This is a genomic window from Paraburkholderia sp. BR13439 (assembly GCF_040948805.1).
GTDB lineage: Bacteria > Pseudomonadota > Gammaproteobacteria > Burkholderiales > Burkholderiaceae > Paraburkholderia > Paraburkholderia youngii.
Map to the genome: position 1 here is coordinate 56676 of NZ_JBFPKN010000026.1, position 21115 is coordinate 77790.

The 21115-nt window shown below is 63.0% G+C and carries 18 protein-coding genes and 1 pseudogene; 13 read left to right on the forward strand and 6 right to left on the reverse strand.

What is annotated here, in order from left to right; translation table 11 throughout:
* Positions 1-6 precede the first annotated feature (6 nt).
* The 5 genes from AB3X96_RS35335 to AB3X96_RS35355 all read left to right on the forward strand — a co-directional run bounded on the left by AB3X96_RS35335 (position 7) and on the right by AB3X96_RS35355 (position 6403).
* A complete protein-coding gene (locus tag AB3X96_RS35335; RefSeq protein ID WP_368593350.1) occupies positions 7-1785 on the forward strand; it encodes an FAD-binding protein in 1779 nt (592 codons plus the stop codon).
* Positions 1778-3001, forward strand: coding sequence for a CaiB/BaiF CoA transferase family protein (locus tag AB3X96_RS35340; protein WP_368593351.1), 1224 nt, complete (start codon positions 1778-1780; stop codon positions 2999-3001). Before AB3X96_RS35335 ends, AB3X96_RS35340 begins: the two co-directional genes overlap by 8 nt.
* Positions 2998-4638 (forward strand): GMC family oxidoreductase, encoded by a 1641-nt coding sequence (locus AB3X96_RS35345; RefSeq protein ID WP_368593352.1) that lies wholly within the window; start codon positions 2998-3000, stop codon positions 4636-4638. The genes AB3X96_RS35340 and AB3X96_RS35345 overlap by 4 nt, the downstream gene beginning before the upstream one ends.
* Positions 4635-5384 (forward strand): electron transfer flavoprotein subunit beta/FixA family protein, encoded by a 750-nt coding sequence (locus AB3X96_RS35350; protein WP_368593353.1) that lies wholly within the window; start codon positions 4635-4637, stop codon positions 5382-5384. Before AB3X96_RS35345 ends, AB3X96_RS35350 begins: the two co-directional genes overlap by 4 nt.
* 86 nt (positions 5385-5470) lie before the next feature.
* Positions 5471-6403, forward strand: a complete 933-nt coding sequence (locus AB3X96_RS35355) for an electron transfer flavoprotein subunit alpha/FixB family protein (RefSeq protein WP_176368574.1) — start codon at positions 5471-5473, stop codon at positions 6401-6403.
* A gap of 335 nt (positions 6404-6738) precedes the next feature.
* Here AB3X96_RS35355 and AB3X96_RS35360 read toward each other — a convergent pair whose 3' ends face one another.
* Positions 6739-6948, reverse strand: a complete 210-nt coding sequence (locus AB3X96_RS35360; RefSeq protein WP_368593354.1) for a hypothetical protein — start codon at positions 6946-6948, stop codon at positions 6739-6741.
* A 1138-nt stretch (positions 6949-8086) separates the two neighbouring features.
* Here AB3X96_RS35360 and AB3X96_RS35365 point away from each other — a divergent pair.
* Positions 8087-8665 (forward strand): hypothetical protein, encoded by a 579-nt coding sequence (locus AB3X96_RS35365; RefSeq protein WP_368593355.1) that lies wholly within the window; start codon positions 8087-8089, stop codon positions 8663-8665.
* Positions 8666-8688: 23 nt separating this feature from the next.
* Positions 8689-9198 (forward strand): hypothetical protein, encoded by a 510-nt coding sequence (locus tag AB3X96_RS35370; RefSeq protein ID WP_255209158.1) that lies wholly within the window; start codon positions 8689-8691, stop codon positions 9196-9198.
* A gap of 302 nt (positions 9199-9500) precedes the next feature.
* Here the strand turns inward: AB3X96_RS35370 and AB3X96_RS35375 are convergent, their stop codons facing one another.
* The 5 genes from AB3X96_RS35375 to AB3X96_RS35395 form a co-directional block, all read right to left on the reverse strand.
* Positions 9501-10733: a hypothetical protein gene (locus AB3X96_RS35375; protein WP_368593356.1), complete on the reverse strand. Its 1233-nt coding sequence runs from the start codon at positions 10731-10733 to the stop codon at positions 9501-9503.
* A 111-nt stretch (positions 10734-10844) separates the two neighbouring features.
* Complete coding sequence (locus tag AB3X96_RS35380) at positions 10845-10982, reverse strand: hypothetical protein (RefSeq protein ID WP_368593357.1); 138 nt, start codon at positions 10980-10982, stop codon at positions 10845-10847.
* 103 nt (positions 10983-11085) lie between these two features.
* Positions 11086-11394: an extensin family protein gene (locus AB3X96_RS35385; RefSeq protein ID WP_368593358.1), complete on the reverse strand. Its 309-nt coding sequence runs from the start codon at positions 11392-11394 to the stop codon at positions 11086-11088.
* The gene (locus AB3X96_RS35390) at positions 11319-11585 is read right to left on the reverse strand and encodes a hypothetical protein (RefSeq protein ID WP_368593359.1); all 267 of its coding nucleotides are present in this window, start codon (positions 11583-11585) and stop codon (positions 11319-11321) included. The genes AB3X96_RS35385 and AB3X96_RS35390 overlap by 76 nt, the downstream gene beginning before the upstream one ends.
* A gap of 564 nt (positions 11586-12149) precedes the next feature.
* A complete protein-coding gene (locus tag AB3X96_RS35395; protein ID WP_368593360.1) occupies positions 12150-12869 on the reverse strand; it encodes a TetR/AcrR family transcriptional regulator in 720 nt (239 codons plus the stop codon).
* A gap of 351 nt (positions 12870-13220) precedes the next feature.
* Between AB3X96_RS35395 and AB3X96_RS35400 the strand changes: the two genes are divergently transcribed.
* From AB3X96_RS35400 to AB3X96_RS35425, 6 genes and pseudogenes are all read left to right on the forward strand, one after another.
* Positions 13221-14486 (forward strand): Zn-dependent hydrolase, encoded by a 1266-nt coding sequence (locus AB3X96_RS35400; RefSeq protein WP_176110882.1) that lies wholly within the window; start codon positions 13221-13223, stop codon positions 14484-14486.
* 125 nt (positions 14487-14611) lie between these two features.
* A complete protein-coding gene (locus AB3X96_RS35405) occupies positions 14612-15997 on the forward strand; it encodes an NAD(P)-dependent oxidoreductase (RefSeq protein ID WP_368593361.1) in 1386 nt (461 codons plus the stop codon).
* A gap of 48 nt (positions 15998-16045) precedes the next feature.
* Positions 16046-17326 (forward strand): NAD-dependent dihydropyrimidine dehydrogenase subunit PreA, encoded by a 1281-nt coding sequence (gene preA, locus AB3X96_RS35410; protein WP_368593362.1) that lies wholly within the window; start codon positions 16046-16048, stop codon positions 17324-17326.
* 54 nt (positions 17327-17380) lie between these two features.
* Positions 17381-18883, forward strand: a complete 1503-nt coding sequence (locus tag AB3X96_RS35415; protein WP_368593363.1) for an NCS1 family nucleobase:cation symporter-1 — start codon at positions 17381-17383, stop codon at positions 18881-18883.
* A gap of 42 nt (positions 18884-18925) precedes the next feature.
* Positions 18926-20383, forward strand: a complete 1458-nt coding sequence (gene hydA / locus AB3X96_RS35420) for a dihydropyrimidinase (RefSeq protein ID WP_368593364.1) — start codon at positions 18926-18928, stop codon at positions 20381-20383.
* A gap of 269 nt (positions 20384-20652) precedes the next feature.
* A pseudogene (locus AB3X96_RS35425) lies at positions 20653-21016 on the forward strand (amino acid ABC transporter permease); the annotation flags it as partial.
* Positions 21017-21115: the final 99 nt, after the last annotated feature.

The following is a 21115-nucleotide window of genomic DNA, read 5'->3' on the forward strand; positions in this document are numbered from 1 at the left end:
ACAGACGTGACGGCAGTTCGGACATTGGAGAAATTCGGCTTTGGCGTCGACTACGCGCAAGCCGACGTAGTGGTGGTCGGCGGTGGCGGCGCGGCGTCGCGTGCTGCCGTGTCGGCGGCACAGGCGGGTGCGAAGGTCCTCATGCTGGCCAAGGCGCCGGTCGGACAGGGTGGCAGCACGGTGCACGGCGCCAGCGAAATCATGAGCATGGGGGCATCCGGCTACGGCAGTCCCGACGACAGCGCAACCGTGCACTACGAAGACACCATGCGTCCGGCAGCCGGCTTCATCGATCCCGACCTGGTGCGCGTTCTGGCGGAGGACGCACCGAAGCGCATAGCAGACCTGATCGAACTCGGCGTGCCGTTCGACCGCGTCGCCGATGGCTATAAGCTCATCCGCAGCGACTTCGGCAGCTATGCGCGCGCGCTGGGCGTGAAGGGCAAAACCGGCAAGGCCTTCGTGAGCGCGCTCGCCGAGCAGGGCAGAAAGCTCGGTGTCGAGACCCGTCAGCCGGCGGCGTTGATCGACCTTCTGCGCGATTCGACCGGGCGCGTGAGCGGCGTGGTTGCGATGGACCTCGATTCGCGGCGGCTGCTGGTGGTCGCGGCGGGGGCCGTCGTGCTTGGCACGGGCGGCGCGCACGGTCTGTTCTCGCAGCAGGTGTCGACAGCGGAGATGACCGGTGACGGCCAGGCGATCTGCTTCCGCCACGGCGCAGAACTCGTGAACATGGAGTTCCACCAGTTCGGGCCGGCGATGGTGCACCCATACGTGCAACTCTTCAGCAAGTCGTGCTTCATCCTGCATCCGAAGATGCTCAATCGCGACGGTCACGAATTCCTCCCGGACTATCTGCCGACGGGCGTGACGCCCGAGGCTGCGATGGACGAGAAAGTGTTCCCGTTCACGATCTCGAACGAGTCGCGCTATATCGATATCGCGATCGCAACGGAAATCGCGCAGGGCAGGGGCACGGAACGCGGCGCGGTGCATTTCTCTTTCGCCGACATCGCCGAGGAACGGTTGGCGGCCACCATTCCGAACACCCTGCGCTGGATGCGCGCCAAGGGACTCGATCCGAAGCGTGATCTGCTCGATGTCGGGATTGCTTTTCAATGCCTGAATGGCGGTGTCCGGATGACCAACACCGACGCGATGTCGACCATCGAGGGGCTCTTCGTGATCGGCGAACTCGCGGGCGGCGTGCGCGGTCCGGATCGTCCGGGCGGCAACTCGCTTGCCGAAGGTCAGGTTTTCGGTCATCGCGCAGGCGTGGGTGCGGCCGCATTCGCACGCGGCAGCGCGGCGCCCGGCACGTCCGATGTGGCGCCGCTTGCACGGCGTCTTGAAACGGCGCTGAAACCGAATGCGTCGTTCGACGCTCGACGTATCGCCTCCGATCTGCGTGCAGCGATGCAGGCGCATTGTCTCGTCGAGAAGACCGAGAGCGGTCTGAATATCGCGTTAGCCGCCGCTCGCGAGGCGCGCGCGGCGTTTGCCGCAGGGGGCGGGGCCACGCCGCCGCAGGTGATCGATGCGTTGACGATCGACAACATGGCGACGACTGCCGACGTCATCGTGCAGGCGTGCATCGAGCGGCGCGAATCGCGCAGCAGCCACTCTCGCACCGACTATCCCGAGCGCGACGATGCCCGTTTCAGTCACGCATTGACCATCACGCGCGGTGAGGCCGACCCGTTCCGCCTCGGCTTCGACGTGCTCGATTACCCCCGTGCCGAACTCACGGACGCATCGCATTCCCAGGTGGCAAATCATGGATAAGAAGCAAGTCGGCCCGCTGTCGGGCTACCGCATTCTCGATCTCACCGTCATGACCGCGGGTCCGGTCGGTACAGTGCTGCTTGCCGACCTTGGCGCGGACGTGATCAAGGTTGAGGAACCGAACGCCGGTGACCTCTCGCGCAATCTCGGCAATCAATTCGTCGAAGGCGAAAGCGTACAGTTCCTGTCGCAGAACCGTAACAAGCGCAGTATCCGCCTCGACCTGAAATCGCCGAAAGGACGCGATGCATTTTTGCGCATGGCCGAGCAGGCCGATGTCGTCGTCGAAAACTTCCGGCCAGGCACGGTGGATCGGCTCGGCATCGGCTATGAGGCTGTGAAAGCGCGCAATCCGATGATCGTCTATGCAAGCGTGTCGGCGTTCGGACAGAGTGGTCCTTACGCCGCGTGGCCCGCAAACGATCCCATCGTGCAAGCTGTCGCAGGTCTCATGGACATGACGGGCGAAGCCGGCGGCAATCCGGTTCGGCTCGGGGCGCCGTTGCCCGACTTCGGCGCGGCCGCGCTGCTCGCATTCGGCATCTCGGCGGCGTTATTGCATCGCGAACGGCACGGCGAAGGTCAGCGCATCGATACGTCGCTGCTGTCGGCTGCGCTTTTCAGCACAATCCCGCGCGACGGCGAGACGCTGAGAAGCGGTAAAGCGCCGGAGCGCCTCGGCAGCGGCCATCCGACGATGGTGCCGTATCGCAACTATCAGGGCTCCGATGGCCGCTATTTCTTTGCCGCCTGCTTCACCGAAAAATTCTGGCAGAACCTTTGCCGGGCGTTGGGCCGCGAAGACTTGCTGAGCGATGAACGCTTTGTCGGCAACACCGCGCGGACTGCGAATCGGCATGCGCTCGACGTCATCCTCGAACAACAGTTTCTGCTGCACACCGCCGAATACTGGGTGGCGCATCTGAGTGCCGCGGACGTGCCATGCGCGATCGTGCAGGACTATCACACCGCGTTGACGCAGGACCCTCAGATCGCGCATAACCACGCGGTCGTCGAGATCGAACATCCGCTTGCGGGCAGGATAACGAACATCGCGAGTCCGGTGAATTTTTACGGCAGCCCGGTAGCTTACCGCCGTGCGCCGCCCACGCTCGGACAACATACGGCTGAAGTACTCGCCGAGTTCGGTTTCGCCGAGGAGGAGATCGCAGCACTCGAAGGTCGTGAACCGGCCGCTGTCGGAGAGAAGTCATGAAATCGTACACAACGGACTACGTGATCGTCGGCGCGGGGACGGCGGGTTGCGTGCTTGCCAACCGCCTGACCGAAGACCCGAACGTCAAAGTGATTCTTGTCGAAGCCGGCGAGCGCGATCGTCACCCGTTCATCCACGTACCGGCCGGCTTCGTGCGATTGCTCGATCATCCAACCGTGACATGGCGCTATCGCACGCGGGCCGACGCCGAGACCAGCGGCCGTGCAATCCTGTTTCCGCGTGGACGCGGACTCGGCGGGTCCAGCGCGATCAACGGCCTGCTTTATGTGCGCCCGTTTGCGGAGGATATCGATAGCTGGGAGCAGTCGGGCGCCAGGGGCTGGACCTTCGGCAACTGTCTGCCGTTCTACCGCCGCTCCGAAACGTGGACCGAAGGCAACAGTCCTCAACGCGGCAAGGATGGTCCGATCCAGGTCAGCCGGGTGGAGAATCCGCCGGAGATCTGTGGTGCGGTCGTGCAAGCTGCCCAAAAAGCCGGTCTCGAGTTTGTAGATGATCCAAACAGCGACACGCGCGGTCCGTCGATCTGGTACTACCAGCAAACGCGCGACGGACGTCGCCGCTCCAGCGCAGCGCGCGGTTATCTGCGGCCCGCAATGGCGCGACCGAATCTCACGGTGGTGACCGGCGTCCAGGTGTCCGGGCTCGAAATGAACGGCAAGCACGTGAGCGGCATCAATGCGACGACGACCGCAGGCGTTTCGATGCAGTTTCGCGCGACCCGCGAGGTCATTCTTAGCGCCGGCGTGATCGGCACGCCCAGGCTGCTCGAAGTGAGCGGCATCGGCGATAAGGACGTGCTCGACAATGCGGGCATTCGAACACGCATCGCGTTACCGGGCGTCGGCAACAATTTGCAGGATCACTATGTAGTCCGGCTCGGCTATCGTGTACGGGGTGCAGGCACCGCGAACGAGCGCTCGCACGGACTCGCGCTCGCGCGCGAGATGATGCGCTACGTCGTGTCGGGGACCGGCGTACTGACCTATAGCGCGGCGATCGTCGGCGGCTTCGCACAGACGCGGCTCGCAACCCGGCCCGACGTGCAGTTCGTGATCGCGCCAGGCAGCTTCGCCGAGGGACGGATCGGAGTGCTGGAGTCGGAGCCCGGCGTCTCCTGCGGCGTCTGGCAGATGCGCCCGGAAAGCCGTGGGCACGTGCACATCACCAGCAGCGAGATCACGGCAGCGCCGACGATCGCACCGTCATACCTGAGCAGCGAACTGGACCGCAACACGATAGTGGAAGGACTCAAGATCGGCCGCCGGATCTTCGCGCAACCCGAGGTCGCCCGCTATATCGTCGACGAAACCGTACCAGGCCGTCAGGCGGACACTGATGAGGCGTTGCTGCAATACGTGCGTGACAATGGCTCGACTGTGTATCACGCGGTTGGCACGTGCCGGATGGGAGAGGACGAAATGAGCGTCGTCGATTCCGAAATGCGGGTGCGCGGAACGACCGGCCTGCGCATCGTCGACGGCTCGGTGATGCCGTCGATAACCTCGACCAACACCAATGCGACGGTGCTAATGCTAGCCGAGCGCGCAGCTGACATGATCCGTTCGCCGATGAATGCGCGCACGGCTTCGGCATATTCGAAGGAGACGGTATGAAAGTGCTGGTAGGTGTAAAGCGAGTGGTCGACTACAACGTGAAGGTCCGGATCAAGTCGGACGGCACGGGTGTCGACATTGCAAACGTGAAGATGTCGATGAATCCGTTCGACGAAATCGCGGTTGAGGAAGCGGTGCGGTTAAAGGAAGCCGGCGTGGTTAGCGAGGTGGTGGCGGTTTCTTGCGGTGTTGCTCAGGCGCAGGAGACGCTGCGTACGGCGTTGGCGATAGGCGCGGACCGTGCTGTCTTGATCGAGTCATCCGAAGACCTGCAGCCTCTGGCCGTTGCCAAGCTGCTCAAGGCGCTGGTCGACAAGGAACAGCCTTCGTTGGTATTGCTGGGCAAGCAGGCCATCGACGACGACTCGAACCAGACCGGGCAGATGCTCGCCGCTTTGGCTGACCTTCCGCAAGCGACGTTCGCTTCGAAGGTCGTTGTGGCTGACGGGAAGGCGACCGTGTCGCGCGAAGTGGACGGCGGAGCTGAAACGCTGTCGCTGACGCTTCCCGCCGTGGTCACCACTGATCTACGCCTGAACGAGCCGCGCTACGTGACCTTGCCGAACATCATGAAGGCGAAGAAAAAGCCGCTGCAAACGATCAGGCCCGAAGACCTCGGCGTCGATGTCACGCCGCGTCTTAAAACACTGAAAGTCGCCGAGCCGCCCATGCGTTCCGCCGGGGTGACAGTGCCGGACGTAAAGACGCTGGTCGAGAAGCTGAAGACCGAAGCAAAGGTGCTTTAGATAGAACGGCAACTATGTTGCATGGGACTGGAGTAAGCGCTAAAGCGCTAACTCCAGTCGACACGGAGACAAAGCAAATGACGAATGTGGTTAGCCTGGTAATAGCAGAACACGATAATGCGTCGATCAAGGCAGCGACGCTGACTACCATTGCAGCGGCGAAGAAGATCGGCGGTGAAGTTCACGTGCTGGTCGCGGGTCACAATGCGCAGCCCGTAGTCGACGCGGCAGCGAACATCGCGGGCGTTAGCAAAGTATTGCTGGCCGATGCGCCGCAACTCGAAGTGGGCCTCGCGGAAAACATCGAAGCGACGGTGCTGAATATCGCAAAGAACTATTCGCACATCCTGGCTCCGGCCACCGCCTACGGCAAGAACGTCGTGCCGCGTATCGCCGCGAAGCTCGACGTCGCTCAGATCAGCGACATCACCGCAGTCGACTCACCCGATACGTTCGAGCGTCCGATCTACGCGGGCAACGCAATTGCGACAGTGCAATCTCAAGACCCGATCAAGGTCATCACGGTACGCACGACTGGCTTCGATGCCGTCGCAGCGGAAGGCGGCAGCGCCTCGGTCGAGAAGCTCGAAGCCGCAGCCGACGCAGGCATCTCGCAGTTCGTGAGCCGCGAAGTGACGAAGCTCGATCGTCCGGAACTGACGTCGGCAAACATCATCGTGTCGGGCGGCCGGGGTCTCGGCAGCGGCGAGAACTACACGAAGGTGCTGGAGCCTTTGGCAGACAAGCTCGGTGCAGCGATGGGCGCATCGCGTGCAGCCGTCGATGCGGGCTACGTGCCGAACGACTATCAGGTTGGTCAGACGGGCAAGATCGTCGCGCCGCAACTGTATATCGCGGTCGGCATTTCGGGTGCGATCCAGCACCTTGCGGGCATGAAGGACTCGAAGGTGATCGTCGCGATCAACAAGGATAAAGAAGCGCCGATTTTCAGCGTCGCGGATTACAGCCTCGTCGGTGACCTGTTCACCGTCGTGCCCGAACTCGTCGGAAGCCTATGAGGCCCTTGATCCTTGTACCGCCGACGTTGCCGTAAGCGATCGCGCGCTTTTTCGCTTTTTCAACATCGGGATACACCGGGTGTTCATACCGGCATCATCGACGCCGTTGCCTAACTGTCGGCTTTGGCGGGTGTCCTTGAGTGACGGCACAGAATGTCCGTTCCCGCTCTGATACCTTTAATCTGCGACGGCCCCACCGGCAACAATGGGTCGATGCGGGTCCATATAATCAACCGAAGGAGATCGTCTGGTTTTCCGAAAGTTGGGCACTCGGGGCACTGGTTGTCGCCGGCTGCGCCTACCTGGCGGTCTCCGACTCCGACACCGAGCAGGTCTCAAACCCGGCGTTCGCGCGCACCGCCGCGGCCACGAGCGAAATCATTGCGACCCGCGATAGAACGCTGGAAGGTTTCGGCGCTGACGCGCTCATCAAGGTTGACGGCCGCGACGCCGCGAGGCTTCGCCGGTCTCAGCATGTCCACCTCTGCGGCGAACCGGGCGAGCACGTCGTAGCCGTGGCCCCGACATTCCGTCGCCAGAGCCACCTGCACATCAAATGGGTACCAGTGACAGTGACTAAGCCTTTACCGGCAGTGCCGGCAAGCCCATCGCCGGGCACTGCGACGGGCGGCCATCATGGTGGCATTTTCGGGAGATTGAGGCACGCCCCTTGCGGCGCTTCATTCATGTGAACGGCCGATGCTGGCTTGAGATATCCTCTTTTGAGTGAGCCATGAAACATCTAACTAAGACGTTTTTCGCTTCGGTTCTCGTGGTGGCACTGCCGGCAATAACATACGCACAAGTCGGCGGCAGCGCTGACGGGACGGCAACATCCCGTGCCGGCGCGGGGCGGATGAAAACCCCGAGTGGAAAAGGATACGATTCGCCGGATGTCAGGGGTAGTGGCGTCGGTGCGGCGGGCAGTAGCCCTTCGACGCGATCTTCCAAGCGCAAGGCCAATGGTCTGAATATGGGTACCCGTGACGGCGCGAACAGCGACGTCAACAGACCACGGAACGGCCCAAGGCAAGACGGCCAGTAGCCAGCCGGTTGCGCGCGGCGTCATTCGCCGCGGCCGTGATTGTCGTTACGCACTGCAGCATCGAGTGCGGCATCGCTCTCTGCTTCACCATCACCGGATAACTGCCGATCTCTACCTGCTAGTGCACGCCCGAAGCCTGCCGAACGCAGACAGGCGAGACCACCGTCTTACAGTCGTCGTACGAGGCTCTCAGTTCGCCGTTGACGCGCGAGCCGGTAGTCGCGATCGAGCAGCCGCGCATGATGAAGATCGGTGTTGAATGCCGAAGTGGCAGCAGCCGAGGATGGGGAGAGGCAACTTTGGCGACGCCGTTCAATGCCCTGAGCAAGAGCGGTGGGGCGCGCAGGGAAGCTGACGAAAAAGCCGGACTCCGTTCGCACTATCGTTTCCGTGGTCGGTACTCGATAGTTCAGTCTCGGCGACTGGCGGCCGTAGGGCGCAGATCACTCTGAGATTTGGAACGTCGTTTGCTCAGATGTCTTCGTCGGCGGTGGCACACTGCGCTTGCGCTTCGAAAGCCTCAAGTGCATGGATCAATTTTCTGTCGTGGACCCGATCGTTGATGAGCACCGTTGCACCGCAGACTGTTACGCGCGAAGCGCGTGATCGACGGCACCGGTAGAGCAGAGACGGTAGAAATGCAAAAGAACATGGTGTGGGCTGACAACGCGAAGTCCGTTGTCGCAGCCAAACGCCCCCGCGTAGCAGCGCTGCTCGCACTGGCGCTGGCGGTGTCGTCCGCATTGAGCGGCTGTAGCTCGTTGTACTCGGAAGGCGCGGTTGCGGGCGCCGGTATCGCGGGTGCCGCGGTCGCGGGCAAGGTCACCAGCAATGCGGCGGTCGCGACCGGTATCGGTCTCGGTGCGGTCGCCGCCGCGCGCGCCGGCGTGCAGTACTCGGAGCGCGTGGTCCACACGAATACGCAGAACAGCATCGCGCAGGCGGCCGGTCCGCTCGAGGTCGGCGCGGTCGCTCCCTGGAGCATCACCCACTCTTTCCCGATCGAAGACGACGAGCACGGCCGCGTGACCGTCAGCCGCCTGATCAGCACCGGCGCGCTCGACTGCAAGGAAATCGTCTTTTCCGTCGATCAGAACGCAACGCGCGACAAGCCCGCGAGCAGCGCGTTTTACATCGCATCGGTTTGCCGCGACGGTAAGGACTGGCGTTGGGCATCGGCCGAACCCGCCACCGAGCGCTGGGGTGCGCTGCAATGATATTGCGTTCGCCTGGCGTTCCGATGGGTGATCGGCTGCGGCTCATCGCGGCCGGCGCGCTATGCGTTGGCGCGAGCCTGCTGGCGAGCGGCTGCGCATCGATCGGCGCCGCGAGCGGCGCGGCGGCGGGTGTCGCTTCGGGCATCGTGACCAGCAATCCGGCCGTCGCGCTCGGCGTCGGCGTGGCGGTGCAGGCCGCTACCGACGAAGCGGTCGCGCGCTACATGCGCAGCATGCACAAGGATCAGCAGGATCTGATGGCGGCGCTGGTCGGGACGATGGCGGTCGGCGAAACGAAACCGTGGTCGGTCAAACACACGTTGCCGATCGAAAACGGTCACGGCCAGGTGCGCGTGACGCGCGCGGTCAACTCGGCGCTCGCGCTGTGCAAAGACTTCGTGTTCTCGGTGCAGGACGGCGACGGCCCGAACGCGCCCGAGAGGTGGTTCACGGCGAGCGCGTGCCAGCAGGACAAGGGCTGGAAGTGGGCGACGGCCGAGCCGGCGGTCGCACGCTGGGGCAACCTGCAATAAAAAAGCGGCGAGTGTTTCTCGCTGCTTCTTGCCTCCGTCATTAACGACGGCATGCCCCATCGTAAGCAGTTCCTGGAGGACGCAGTCCACCTTGCGCGCGCAGGGCAGCCCCCGATGACCAGGATGCAGTCCTGATGGGGCTGCATCGTTGAGCACAGCCTCGCGTGATAGATCGCACGCTAGCAGGAGTGATTTAACGTCGCTCTGTACATCGGAGAAGCGACGACGCCTTCCAATCAATGGTCACGCTAGAGCACACGGGTCGACAGCTCCCGCAAAGCCGAAGCGGCTGTGGATCGACGCTACCTTGCGGCGAACACCGAGACCCCGCCATTGACGAATCCATTTGCGGCGCAACTCGGGCATCCTGCTGGCGATGTCGCCGAAGAGTAGGGAACGAAAATCAGCCCTGTCGCCGGGTCGATTGCAACCGAATGCGCATTGTTACCAGTGTTCAGGCGAGTGACAACGCTGCGGGAACCGGCGTCGACAATGGTTAGTACCGGCGTACACGGTGATGCGGCCGAGCAGGCGCCATTCGTCGAGGCATTGCCGGAAGAAGTCCAACGGCTTGCCGCGTTGTAGTAGCGATTGGTGGACACATCGTATTCAAGCTGATCACCTCCACCCGCGTTGAGGGACGCCAGGAGCGCGCCGTTTGAACGATCGATAATCTGCATGAGCAACGGCGCGCCAGTCGTCCCTTCTCGGCAACCGACCGCAATATCGTTCCCAGGCCCGAGCGCCAACCCAGTAGGATCGCAGTTACCTTCCCCATACATCGCGACGCCTGCAAGGGTTGTATAGTTCTGCGTGCCGCCGTTTGGTATTGCCCGAACCGATACTCCCGGCAGTTTTACGAGTTCACCATGAGGATTCGTCGTGCTGCCGTCTACGTTCACGTAGAAGTTGTCGCTCGTGGCGTCATACCGGCAGGCTTCGAGTCCGGCAGTGGGTTTACCCGCGTTGTCAGTGAATGTGACCTTTGCCACGACGGTCTGAGTTGCCGTGTTGATGAATGTCGCGAAGGGCGGGTTCTCCTCCGGACTCGAGATCATGAACAGGCCATGCGTCGAATCCAGACAACCTTCATCTGCGCGCACGCCGGTTGTGCTGACCACTATCTTGCTTATCACTGCTCCTGCTGCAGGGTCGACGATCTTCACAGAATTCACGTCCCCCGCATAGATGAGGCTGCCGACAGGCGTCGCGCCGTCCGGGCCGGCCTGCGAATTTGGACCGGGTCCAAGTCCCGTAAACGCGAGCGGACCGCTCCCCTGGATTGCCTTGACGAACGACTTCGACGGAATGTCGATCTGATCCAGCGAAGCGTTATTTCTGTCGGTAAAAAAGTAATGGCTACCGGAAACGACGCCGATATCAAACGAAAAATTGACGCCGGTCTTGATGTTCGGCACGGCAATGTCCGATACATAATGCGGCCCGCTTGTAAGGTTGTCCCCGCCGCCACAGCCCGCAATAACGACCGCCACCGACGCAACCGCCATTGCATTTGCCCAAATGTACCTTCGCATCGCCCACCTCCTCTGATCGTTGAAATATGTCGAGCTTCGTCAATGCGTCCGCAACAGTGGAATCCGCCGCTACAGCATACGCTTTCCATTAAGTAGTCGTCCGTATCGTATTCACCAGGTATCAAACGTGATTTGCTTCAGTTTTTCATAAGGTTTCCGTCGAGCGTTGCCGCCGCCGCTGCCTGAACAAGGCGGCTTCGCAAATGCAGAGCGGAACTTTTGGCCATTCAATGTCGCGAAGTTCGCCATACCACCATGCTCCGGCTACGCGCCAAAACCAGCTGACAAAAGGGCCCGTCGCGGCGAGATGCAATCGGTTAGCACCGGTTTGCACGCCTCCATGAAAGCGCGTTCATTTGGCGTAGGCGTGTTCGCTCAAGCGCCCATCCGCCGCGTGATTAACGTTGCGGCAAGCGTAGCTGCCGATGTGATCAATGCGCTTAGTGGCTTCACCGTAGAGCGAAAGCGCTGCCGGTTGCCAGACGTGGCGCTCACTCATCGCAAGTGCCAGCGCCAACGGGCATGTCGCCAGAAACGCGTGATTCACACTCGCGTATGCGAATCTCTCAACGCGTACTGCATGCGCTACATCGCAACCCTGCGGTGTCGTCTGGTCTGCGACAGGGATGAATTGCAGCCCGGAAGTTTCCAGTGCCACCATACAGCGTGTGGATCGTGCGTCGCCCGCCAGAACTTCCACGGCGTGAGCGGGCCAGGTTCGGCACGCACATCGAGCGGCAGGAACGGATTGTCGCGCTCCGGCACGCTGATATATCCTTCGTAGACGAGCCACGTCATCACCGCGGCACTCAACGCGGCGAACAGCAAGAGGATGGCGACGACGCGGGCCATCAGAGCTCGAGCGGCCCGGCCGGTATCGCCGGGGAGAGCAATGCGTCGCGAATGTTCATCATGCGTCGAGTGTATTAAGGGCGCAGCTATGCGGCGGCTTTGCTAACCTGCTTTATTGCGTATAAGAATCGTCGATTACGTACATGACATCAACGAAGTAGTCATCCTCCTTGTGATCAAGGGGACCCGTGAGACATTGCGGCGGGCGGCCGTTGCCACGCTTACGCCTATGATGTTGCCATCATGAGGAAGCGTAAATCTTTACATAGTTATTGGGGGCGAAGTTTTGACGTTCCCGGGTCAACGTCCATGTGCAGCGGGATCTGCGAAGACACAGAGCTGATAACACCCGTTGAACCAACCCGCTGACGCGGGAGGAGGCGGTTGGCCAGCGACTTCAGCTCCGGGATCATCACTCGGGTGCATCCGTTCGAGTGGGACGATGGCAGTGCAGTTTGCTATCCTGACCGTTCAGAGCGGAGTCCCCCATGACACCGCTATGTCGACGCATGATCGAGGATATGCGCGTGCGCAACCCTTCCTTGTGGAAGACCGCTGTCGTCGTCATTCGGCCGGCGATCGCGCTCCGCTCGCTCGCAGGATCATGCTCACCACTTCTTCCGTAGTCGCCTCGAAGCGCTTCGTCGCTAGCGCGCGCTTGCCCGAGAGCGCGCATATCTGTGCCTCGAAATCGGCATAGTGCTGAGTGGTCGCCCAGATCATGAACAGTAGCGTCGGCGGATCGACGGGCGCGAGCAAGCCTTTGGCAATCCATCGCTCGATCAGCTTCACACGTGTGTCCATCCACGGCTTCACGCGTTCGAGCAGGATCTCCTGCATATGCGCCGCACCGCTGATGATTTCGTTGGCCCACACCTTCGAGCCGAGCGGGCGGCGCCGTGACAGGGCCATCTTGGCGCGTACGTAGCCGCCTATCGCCTCGACCGGATCGTCGCTTGCATCGAACAGGTTGGCGGCCGCGTTCCATTCCTCGAAAACATCGTCGAGTACGCGCCAGTAGAGCGCGAGTTTGGTCGGGAAGTAGTAGTGCAGATTGGCCTTCGGCAAGCCCGCGCGCTCGGCGATCAGCGCCGTGCTCGCGCCTTCGAAACCGCGTTCGGCGAACACGGCTTCGGCACAGGCGAGCAGGTGGGATTCATTCGACGCGCGAATCGCGGCTTTGCGCCGACCGGGCTTATGCGTTGCGTCAGCGGCTGGCTGCGCCAGCGCCGTGCCGCGCGTCCCGAAGGGCAGGGCTCGCGCGGTGGGTTCGTCGTTGCGCATAGTGTTCGGTCCATTCGAAAGAAATGAGAAGCGCGTCGGCCGCGCGCGTGCCGGCTTCATCATTGTAGCCACGATGCAAGTGCGTCGCCTATTCACCCGCATCGGCAGAAACGCGCAAGTCGGAGGTCCGCGTGCTTTGCGCGCACTGCAGCATCAATGGCACGGTTCTCGCTCGTAACTCCGCATTGAATTCGCGAAGTTTATCGTCTAAAACCTGTCCAATCGGACAGGATTCGAAGGGCGGGATTTCAGGAGCCGCATAGTGCTACCCAGGCGTGCACCGTAATGGCTCTTCGCGCCCCACACGGTGGCATGCACGCACGTTTGACGAACACGGACAGGAGGACACGTATGAACGCAGTAAGCGAAGCCGCGCTGACGACCGCGATCCACGTGAACGGCCAGCGCTTGTGGGACAGCTTGATGGAGATGGCGAAGATTGGCGCCACCCCCAAGGGCGGCGTGTGCCGTCTCGCGCTGACCGACCTCGACAAGCAGGGCCGCGATCTCATCGTGCAATGGGCGAAAGAGGCGAACTGCACGGTGAGTGTCGACCAGATGGGCAACGTGTTCATGCGCCGCGCGGGGCGTGACAACGACCTGCCGCCCGTGATGACCGGCTCGCACGCCGACTCGCAGCCGACGGGCGGCCGCTTCGACGGTATCTATGGTGTGCTCGGCGGGCTGGAGGTGATTCGCTCGCTGAACGATTACGGCATCGAAACCGAGCGGCCTGTTGAAACGGTGATCTGGACCAACGAAGAGGGCTCGCGCTTCGCGCCGGCGATGGTCGCCTCCGGCGTATTTGCCGGCGTGTTCACGCTCGAGTACGGGCTTTCGCGCAAGGACGTCGACGGCAAGACCATCGGCGAGGAATTGCAGCGGATCGGCTATGCGGGCGCAGTGCCGTGCGGCGGTCGCAAGATTCACGCTGCGTTCGAGCTGCACATCGAACAAGGGCCAATACTCGAGGCCGAAAACAAAACGATAGGCGTGGTCACCGACGCGCAAGGCCAGCGCTGGTACGAAGTCGTGCTCACGGGGCAGGAAGCGCACGCGGGGCCTACGCCGATGCCGCGCCGCCGCGACGCGCTGCTAGGCGCCTCGCGGGTCGTGCAGCTCGTCAATGAAATCGGCCTGCGTCACGCGCCGCTCGCGTGCGCGACGGTCGGCATGATGCAGGTGCATCCGAATTCGCGCAACGTGATTCCCGGCCGCGTGTTCTTCACCATCGACTTTCGCCATCCGCAGGACGAGGTGCTCGCGCAGATGGACGCAGAGCTGCGCGAAGGCATCGCGAAGATCGCGCAACTGGGCAAGCTCGAAGCCGACGTCGAGCAGATTTTCTACTACGCGCCCGTGCCGTTCGACGCGGCTTGTGTGAAGTCCGTGCGCGCGGCGGCCGAGCGCTTCGGCTATTCGAACCGCGACATCGTGTCGGGTGCAGGACACGACGCGTGCTATCTCGCGACGGTCGCGCCGACCTCGATGGTGTTCGTGCCGTGCATCGACGGAATCAGCCACAACGAAGTCGAGGACGCGACGATCGAATGGATCGAAGCCGGCGCGAACGTGTTGCTGCACGCGATGCTCGAACGCGCGAGCGAACCCGGCTGACGCCCAACGATTGAACACGAGCGGTCTCAGCGCCGCGCTGTCTTTCCAACGATTCCCCTGTACCGGCCGTGCGCATCACGCACACGGCCGGCGGACCCGTATTTTGCCTCGCAAGGAGCATCCGGATGTCCCAGACCACCTCGAATGCCGCCGACGGCATCGCCCCGGGCCGTCTCAGCGCCGAGCAGCTCGGCTGCAATTTTGCCGACGTCGCGCCGCCGCTTTCCGCGAACGCGGCCGTGATCGCGGCCGACCGCTGTCATTACTGTTACGACGCACCCTGCGTAAACGCGTGCCCCACGGGCATCGACATTCCCGGCTTCATCCGCAAGATCGGCAACGGCAATCTGAGGGGCGCGGCGCGCGACATTCTGAGCGCGAACCCGCTGGGCGGCATGTGCGCGCGAGTGTGCCCCACCGAAATTCTCTGCGAAGGCGCCTGCGTGAGAAATCATCAGGATGGCGAGCCGGTTCGGATCGGCGCGCTGCAACGTCATGCCACCGACTTCCAGATGGCGCGCGAAGCCGCCGGTGCGCCTGCGCTCTTCAAGCGCGCGAGCGACACATGCCGTCAGGTAGCGGTGGTCGGCGCGGGTCCCGCGGGTCTTGCCTGCGCGCACACGCTCGCGCTGGCCGGGCATCGCGTGAGCGTCTTCGATGCGGGCAAACATCCGGGCGGTCTGAACGAGTATGGCATCGCGGCGTACAAGACCGTCGATGATTACGCACAGCGCGAGGTGCGGTGGCTGCTTTCAATCGGCGGGATAGAACTGCGCCAGGGCCAGCGGCTGGGGCATGACATGACGCTAGAGGAACTACGCGCAGCGTACGACGCGGTGTTCATCGGCGTGGGACTCGGCGGCACGCACACGCTGTCCGTCGAAGGCGAAATGCTCGACGGCGTGCTCGATGCGGTGGATTTCATCGCAGGCGTTCGCGCGGCCGACGATCTGGCCAGCGTGCCCATCGGCCGCAAGGTGGTGGTGCTCGGAGGCGGCAACACGGCAATCGACGCCGCCGTGCAAAGCCGGAAGCTGGGCGCGGAGCAGGTGACGCTCGCCTATCGTCGCGGCGCAGCGCAGATGAGCGCCACCTGGGCCGAACTGGAGTTCGCGCGTAGCCAGGGTGTGGCCGTGGCCGAATGGATGAAGCCGCTGCGAATCGTCGGCGACACGCAGGTGCAGGCCGTGGAATTCGAGCGCACCGAGCTCGATATGGCCGGCGCGTTGCGCGGCACTGGGCAGATCGTGCGCGTGGAGGCCGACATGGTGCTGAAAGCCATTGGCCAGAAGCTCTTACCCGCAGGCCTCGATGGGCTGCAACTGACCGACGGAGCCGGGCGCATCGCAGTGGACGCGAACGGCGCCACCTCGCTCACGGGCGTTTTCGCTGGCGGCGACTGTGCCGGCCACGCCGGAACCGATCTGACCGTTCAGGCCGTGCAGGACGGCAAGCTCGCCGCGCACGCGATCGACCGCTTCCTTGCGAACCTGTCTGCGAGAGCCGCCTGAGCCGCGCGAAAGCTACCTCGAATCCAGCTAAAACGAAGGAGTCGCATCATGGCCGACTTGCGCTGCACGATTGCCGGCATTCAATCGCCGAACCCGTTCTGGCTCGCTTCCGCGCCGCCCACCGACAAGGCCTACAACGTCAACCGCGCGTTCGAGGCGGGGTGGGGCGGCGTGGTCTGGAAGACGCTCGGGCTCGACCCGCACGTGGTGAACGTGAGTTCGCGCTACGGTGCGACCACCTGGCGCGGCCAGCGGATCGCAGGCCTGAACAACATCGAGCTGATCACCGACCGGCCGCTCGACGTGAACCTCAAGGAAATCGCGCAGGTGAAGCGGGACTGGCCCGACCGCGCGCTGATCGTCTCGCTGATGGTACCTTGCAACGAGCATGACTGGAAGTGGATCCTGCCGCAGGTGGAAGCGACCGGCGCGGACGCGGTGGAACTCAACTTCGGCTGTCCGCACGGCATGAGCGAGCGCGGCATGGGCGCAGCGGTCGGACAGGTGCCCGAGTACATCGAAATGGTCACCCGCTGGGTGAAAGAAGGCACGCGCCTGCCTTGCCTCGTGAAACTCACGCCGAACGTCACCGACATTCGTCACGGCGCGCGCGCGGCGATGAAGGGCGGGGCGGACGGCGTCTCGCTGATCAACACGATCAACTCGATCGTAGGCGTCGATCTCGACGTGATGGCGCCGCTGCCCACTGTGGACGGCAAGGGCACGCATGGCGGCTATTGCGGTCCCGCCGCGAAGCCGATTGCGCTGCACATGGTCGCGGAAATTGCGCGCGACCCGCTAACGCATGGCTTGCCCATCTCCGGCATCGGGGGCATTTCCGACTGGCGCGACGCCGCGGAATTCATTGTGCTGGGAGCAGGCAGCGTGCAGGTTTGCACGGCCGCGATGCACTACGGCTTCCGCATCGTCGGCGACATGAGCGACGGCCTGTCGAACTGGATGGACGAAAAAGGCTACGCCAGCCTCGACGCGATTTGCGGCCGCGCCGTACCGAACGTCACCGACTGGCAATACCTGAACCTCAGCTACGACATCAAGGCACGCATCGATCAGGACCGCTGCATCCAGTGCGGGCTCTGCCACATCGCCTGCGAAGACACCTCGCATCAGGCGATCACCGCCACGCGCGATGGCAGGCGCCACTTCGAGGTGGTCGATGCGAACTGCGTCGGGTGCAATCTATGCATGCATGTTTGCCCGGTCGATCAATGCATCACGATGGAGCGCGTCGATTCGGGCGAGCGCTACGAGAACTGGACCGCGCACCCGAACAACCCGGCGCGTGTCGCCGACCCGAAGGCCGCCTGACACGTTGAAGCCGGACCGAGCCTAACCCACGACAAGCGACGGAGAACCCACTTTATGAGCCAACCCTTAGCCGTCGACGCCACTGCGCGCCGCGCCGAAAGCGATCTATACAACGATGACCTCGCGCCCACCGGCGTCGCGCAGCGCACATGGCGCTGGTATCACTTCGCGGCACTATGGGTGGGCATGGTGATGAACATCGCCTCCTACATGCTCGCCGCGGGCCTCACCGAGCAGGGCATGTCGCCCTGGCAGGCGGTGCTCACCGTGCTGCTCGGCAATCTGATCGTTCTCGTGCCGATGCTGCTGATCGGTCATGCGGGTACCAAGTACGGCATTCCTTATGCGGTGCTGGTGCGAGCGTCGTTCGGCACCCAGGGCGCGAAGCTGCCCGCCATGCTGCGCGCCATCGTGGCGTGCGGCTGGTACGGCATTCAATCATGGCTGGGCGGCAGCGCCATCTATACGCTCGCCAACATCCTCACGCACAACGCGCTGGTGGGCGACGCAATGCCGTTTCTCGGCATTTCGATCGGCCAGGCCAGCTGCTTTCTCATCTTCTGGGTGTTGCAGCTGTATTTCATCCTGCACGGCACCGATTCGATCCGCTGGCTCGAAAGCTGGTCCGCGCCGATCAAGGTGGTGATGTGCGCAGTGCTCGTGTGGTGGGCCTGTTCGAGGGCAGGCGGAGTGGGCTCGATGCTGTCGCAATCGTCGCAGTTCGTTGCCGGCGGCAAGAAGGCGGGCCTGTTCTGGGCGACGTTCTGGCCAAGCCTCACGGCCATGGTGGGTTTCTGGGCCACGCTCGCGCTCAACATTCCCGACTTCACGCGCTTCGCAAAAACGCAAAAGGACCAGTTCGTAGGCCAGGCGATCGGCCTGCCGATTCCGATGGCGTTGCTCTCGGTGGTGTCCGTGGTCGTGACGTCGGCAACGGTCGTGATTTACGGCAGGGCGATCTGGGACCCGATCGACCTCACGAGCCGCATGGAGGGCGTCGGCGTGGGCATCGCGCTCGTGATCCTCACGCTCGACACGATGTGCTGCAATCTTGCCGCGAACCTCGTCGGCCCAGCTTACGATTTTTCGAGCCTGTGGCCCAAGGGCATTTCGTACAAGACGGGCGGCCTTATCACCGCGGCCATCGCCATCGCGATGATGCCGTGGAAGATCCTCGCGACCACGCAAGGCTACATCTTCACGTGGCTCGTCGGCTATTCGGCGCTGCTCGGACCGGTGGCCGGCATCCTGATGGTCGATTACTTTCTGGTTCGCAGCACACGCCTCGATACGACCCAGCTCTTCGAGGAGAACGGCGAATACGCCTACTCGAACGGCTGGAATCCGGCGGCCGTGATCGCGCTGATCGCCGGCGTGCTGCCGAACCTGCCGGGCTTTCTGAATGTCGCGTTCCCGAATGTGTTTGCCTCGGTGCCCGACGCGTTCAAAAGCATTTACACCTATGCGTGGTTCGTGGGGCTCGCGATTGCGGCGCTCGTCTACGGCGTGATGATGAAAGTCGGCCGGAGCCGGCGCCCGAGCGTGGCGGGCGCGTGAGCGTTTCAAGCGTCAATGTTCAACTGAAGGAGACTTGGCATCATGGCGATCCTGATTCGAGGCGGCACCGTCGTCAATGCAGACAAGAGCTGGCGTGCGGACGTGCTCTGCGAAAGCGGCGTGATCCAGAGCGTCGGTGAAAACCTCGACGCGCCTGCGGGCGCGACCGTGGTCGACGCCGGTGGCCAATACGTGATGCCCGGCGGCATCGATCCGCACACGCATATGGAACTGCCCTTCATGGGCACGACTGCCAGCGACGACTTCTACACGGGCACGGCGGCGGGGCTGGCGGGCGGCACTACATCGATCATCGACTTCGTGATCCCCAACCCGAAGCAGGCGCTGATGGACGCCTTTCGCGAGTGGCGCGGCTGGGCCGAAAAAGCCGCTGCTGACTATGGCTTTCACGTGGCGGTGACGTGGTGGGATGAAAGCGTGCATCGCGACATGGGGCTGCTCGTGAACGAGCATGGCGTGTCGAGCTTCAAGCACTTCATGGCATACAAGAACGCGATCATGGCGGACGACGAGATCCTCGTGAACAGTTTTGCCCGCTCGCTCGAACTGGGCGCGCTGCCCACCGTGCATGCGGAAAACGGCGAGCTCGTATTTCAATTGCAACGCCAGTTGCTGGCGCGCGGCTTCACGGGTCCGGAGGCGCACCCGCTGTCGCGGCCGCCCGAAGTCGAAGGCGAGGCAGCGAATCGCGCGATCCGCATCGCCCAGGTATTGGGTGTGCCGGTGTACATCGTGCATGTGTCGGCGAAAGACGCGCTCGAGGCGATCACGCGCGCGCGCAGCGAAGGTCAGCGCGTATTCGGCGAAGTGCTCGCGGGGCATCTGGTGATCGATGAGGCCGTTTATCGCGACCCGGACTGGACGCGCGCCGCCGCCCACGTGATGAGTCCGCCGTTCCGTACGCAGGAGCATCGCGACGCGCTGTGGCGCGGACTTCAGGGCGGCCTGCTGCACACCACCGCAACCGACCACTGCGTGTTCTGCGCGTCGCAGAAAGCGATGGGCCGCCATGATTTCACGAGGATCCCGAACGGTTGCGGCGGCGTTGAGGATCGCATGGCGGTGTTGTGGGATCAAGGCGTGAACACCGGCCGGCTCACGCCGAACGAATTCGTGCGCGTTACCTCCACCAATGCCGCGCAAATCTTCAACCTCTACCCGCGCAAGGGCACGGTGGCCGTCGGTGCCGACGCCGATCTCGTCGTATGGGATCCCGAGGCCACGCGCACCATCTCGGTCAAAACGCATCATCAGAACGTGGACTTCAACGTGTTCGAGGGCATGACGGTGCGCGGCGTGCCGACCCACACCGTCTCGCAAGGCGAACTCGTTTGGGTAGACGGCGACCTGCGGGCGCGGCGAGGCGCCGGACGTTACCTGAAGCGTCCCGCGAATCCCGGCTATGTGCAGGCGTCGCGCCTTGCGAAGAGCCTGAAAGAGACGCAGCCCGTGCATCGCAAGGGTGACGCACCACAATAAGAGCGGCGACGCCTGGAGGCACAGCAGGGAAGGTCCGGCGCGCGAAGCGGCAGGATTGGCGCCATGCGCCGGTTTGTCCGGCGGATTTGCGGCGGCGGTGCCGGGGGCTGTTTGCACGGCAGTAAGCGATTGTGAAAGGATTTCTTTGGGGCCCGTTCTCTTTCACGTATCCGACAGGAGGAGCGCCATGTCGATGTCGATCACCCTGCAGGAGGCCCTGCAAAGCAAGGGCTCACGCTACGAAATCGTGCGCTACCCATGCAGTCATTCTTTCGGAAGTGTTTCGCGCGGGCATCCAGTCGATTTCGATCGGCCAGAGGCAAGCTGCCCAATCGCTCGGCATGACGTTTGGACAGATGATGCGTTACGTCGCGATCCCCCCGGGCGTTCCGGCGCATGCTGCCGCCACTCGGCAACAACGCAATTTCGCTGCTGAAGGACACGTCCTTGATCTCGGCGATTGGTCTGGGCGAGATGGCCTATGCTGCGCGCACGGTGGCTGGTACCTATGGCCGCTACTGGGAGCCATACCTGGCCATCGCCGCGGCATATTGGCTGACGACATTGGCGGTGACAATGGGCCTGCGCAAACTGAAGGATCATCTGGCGCGAACCGATCACGTTCCACGCTGACCTCGACATCCGGATCGAACGGCGCGTTTTTTCGAAGAGATAGTGTCTTCAGTCCGTGGTGCCGAACAGGTTGCCGGCCGCATCTGTACCAGACGTCCC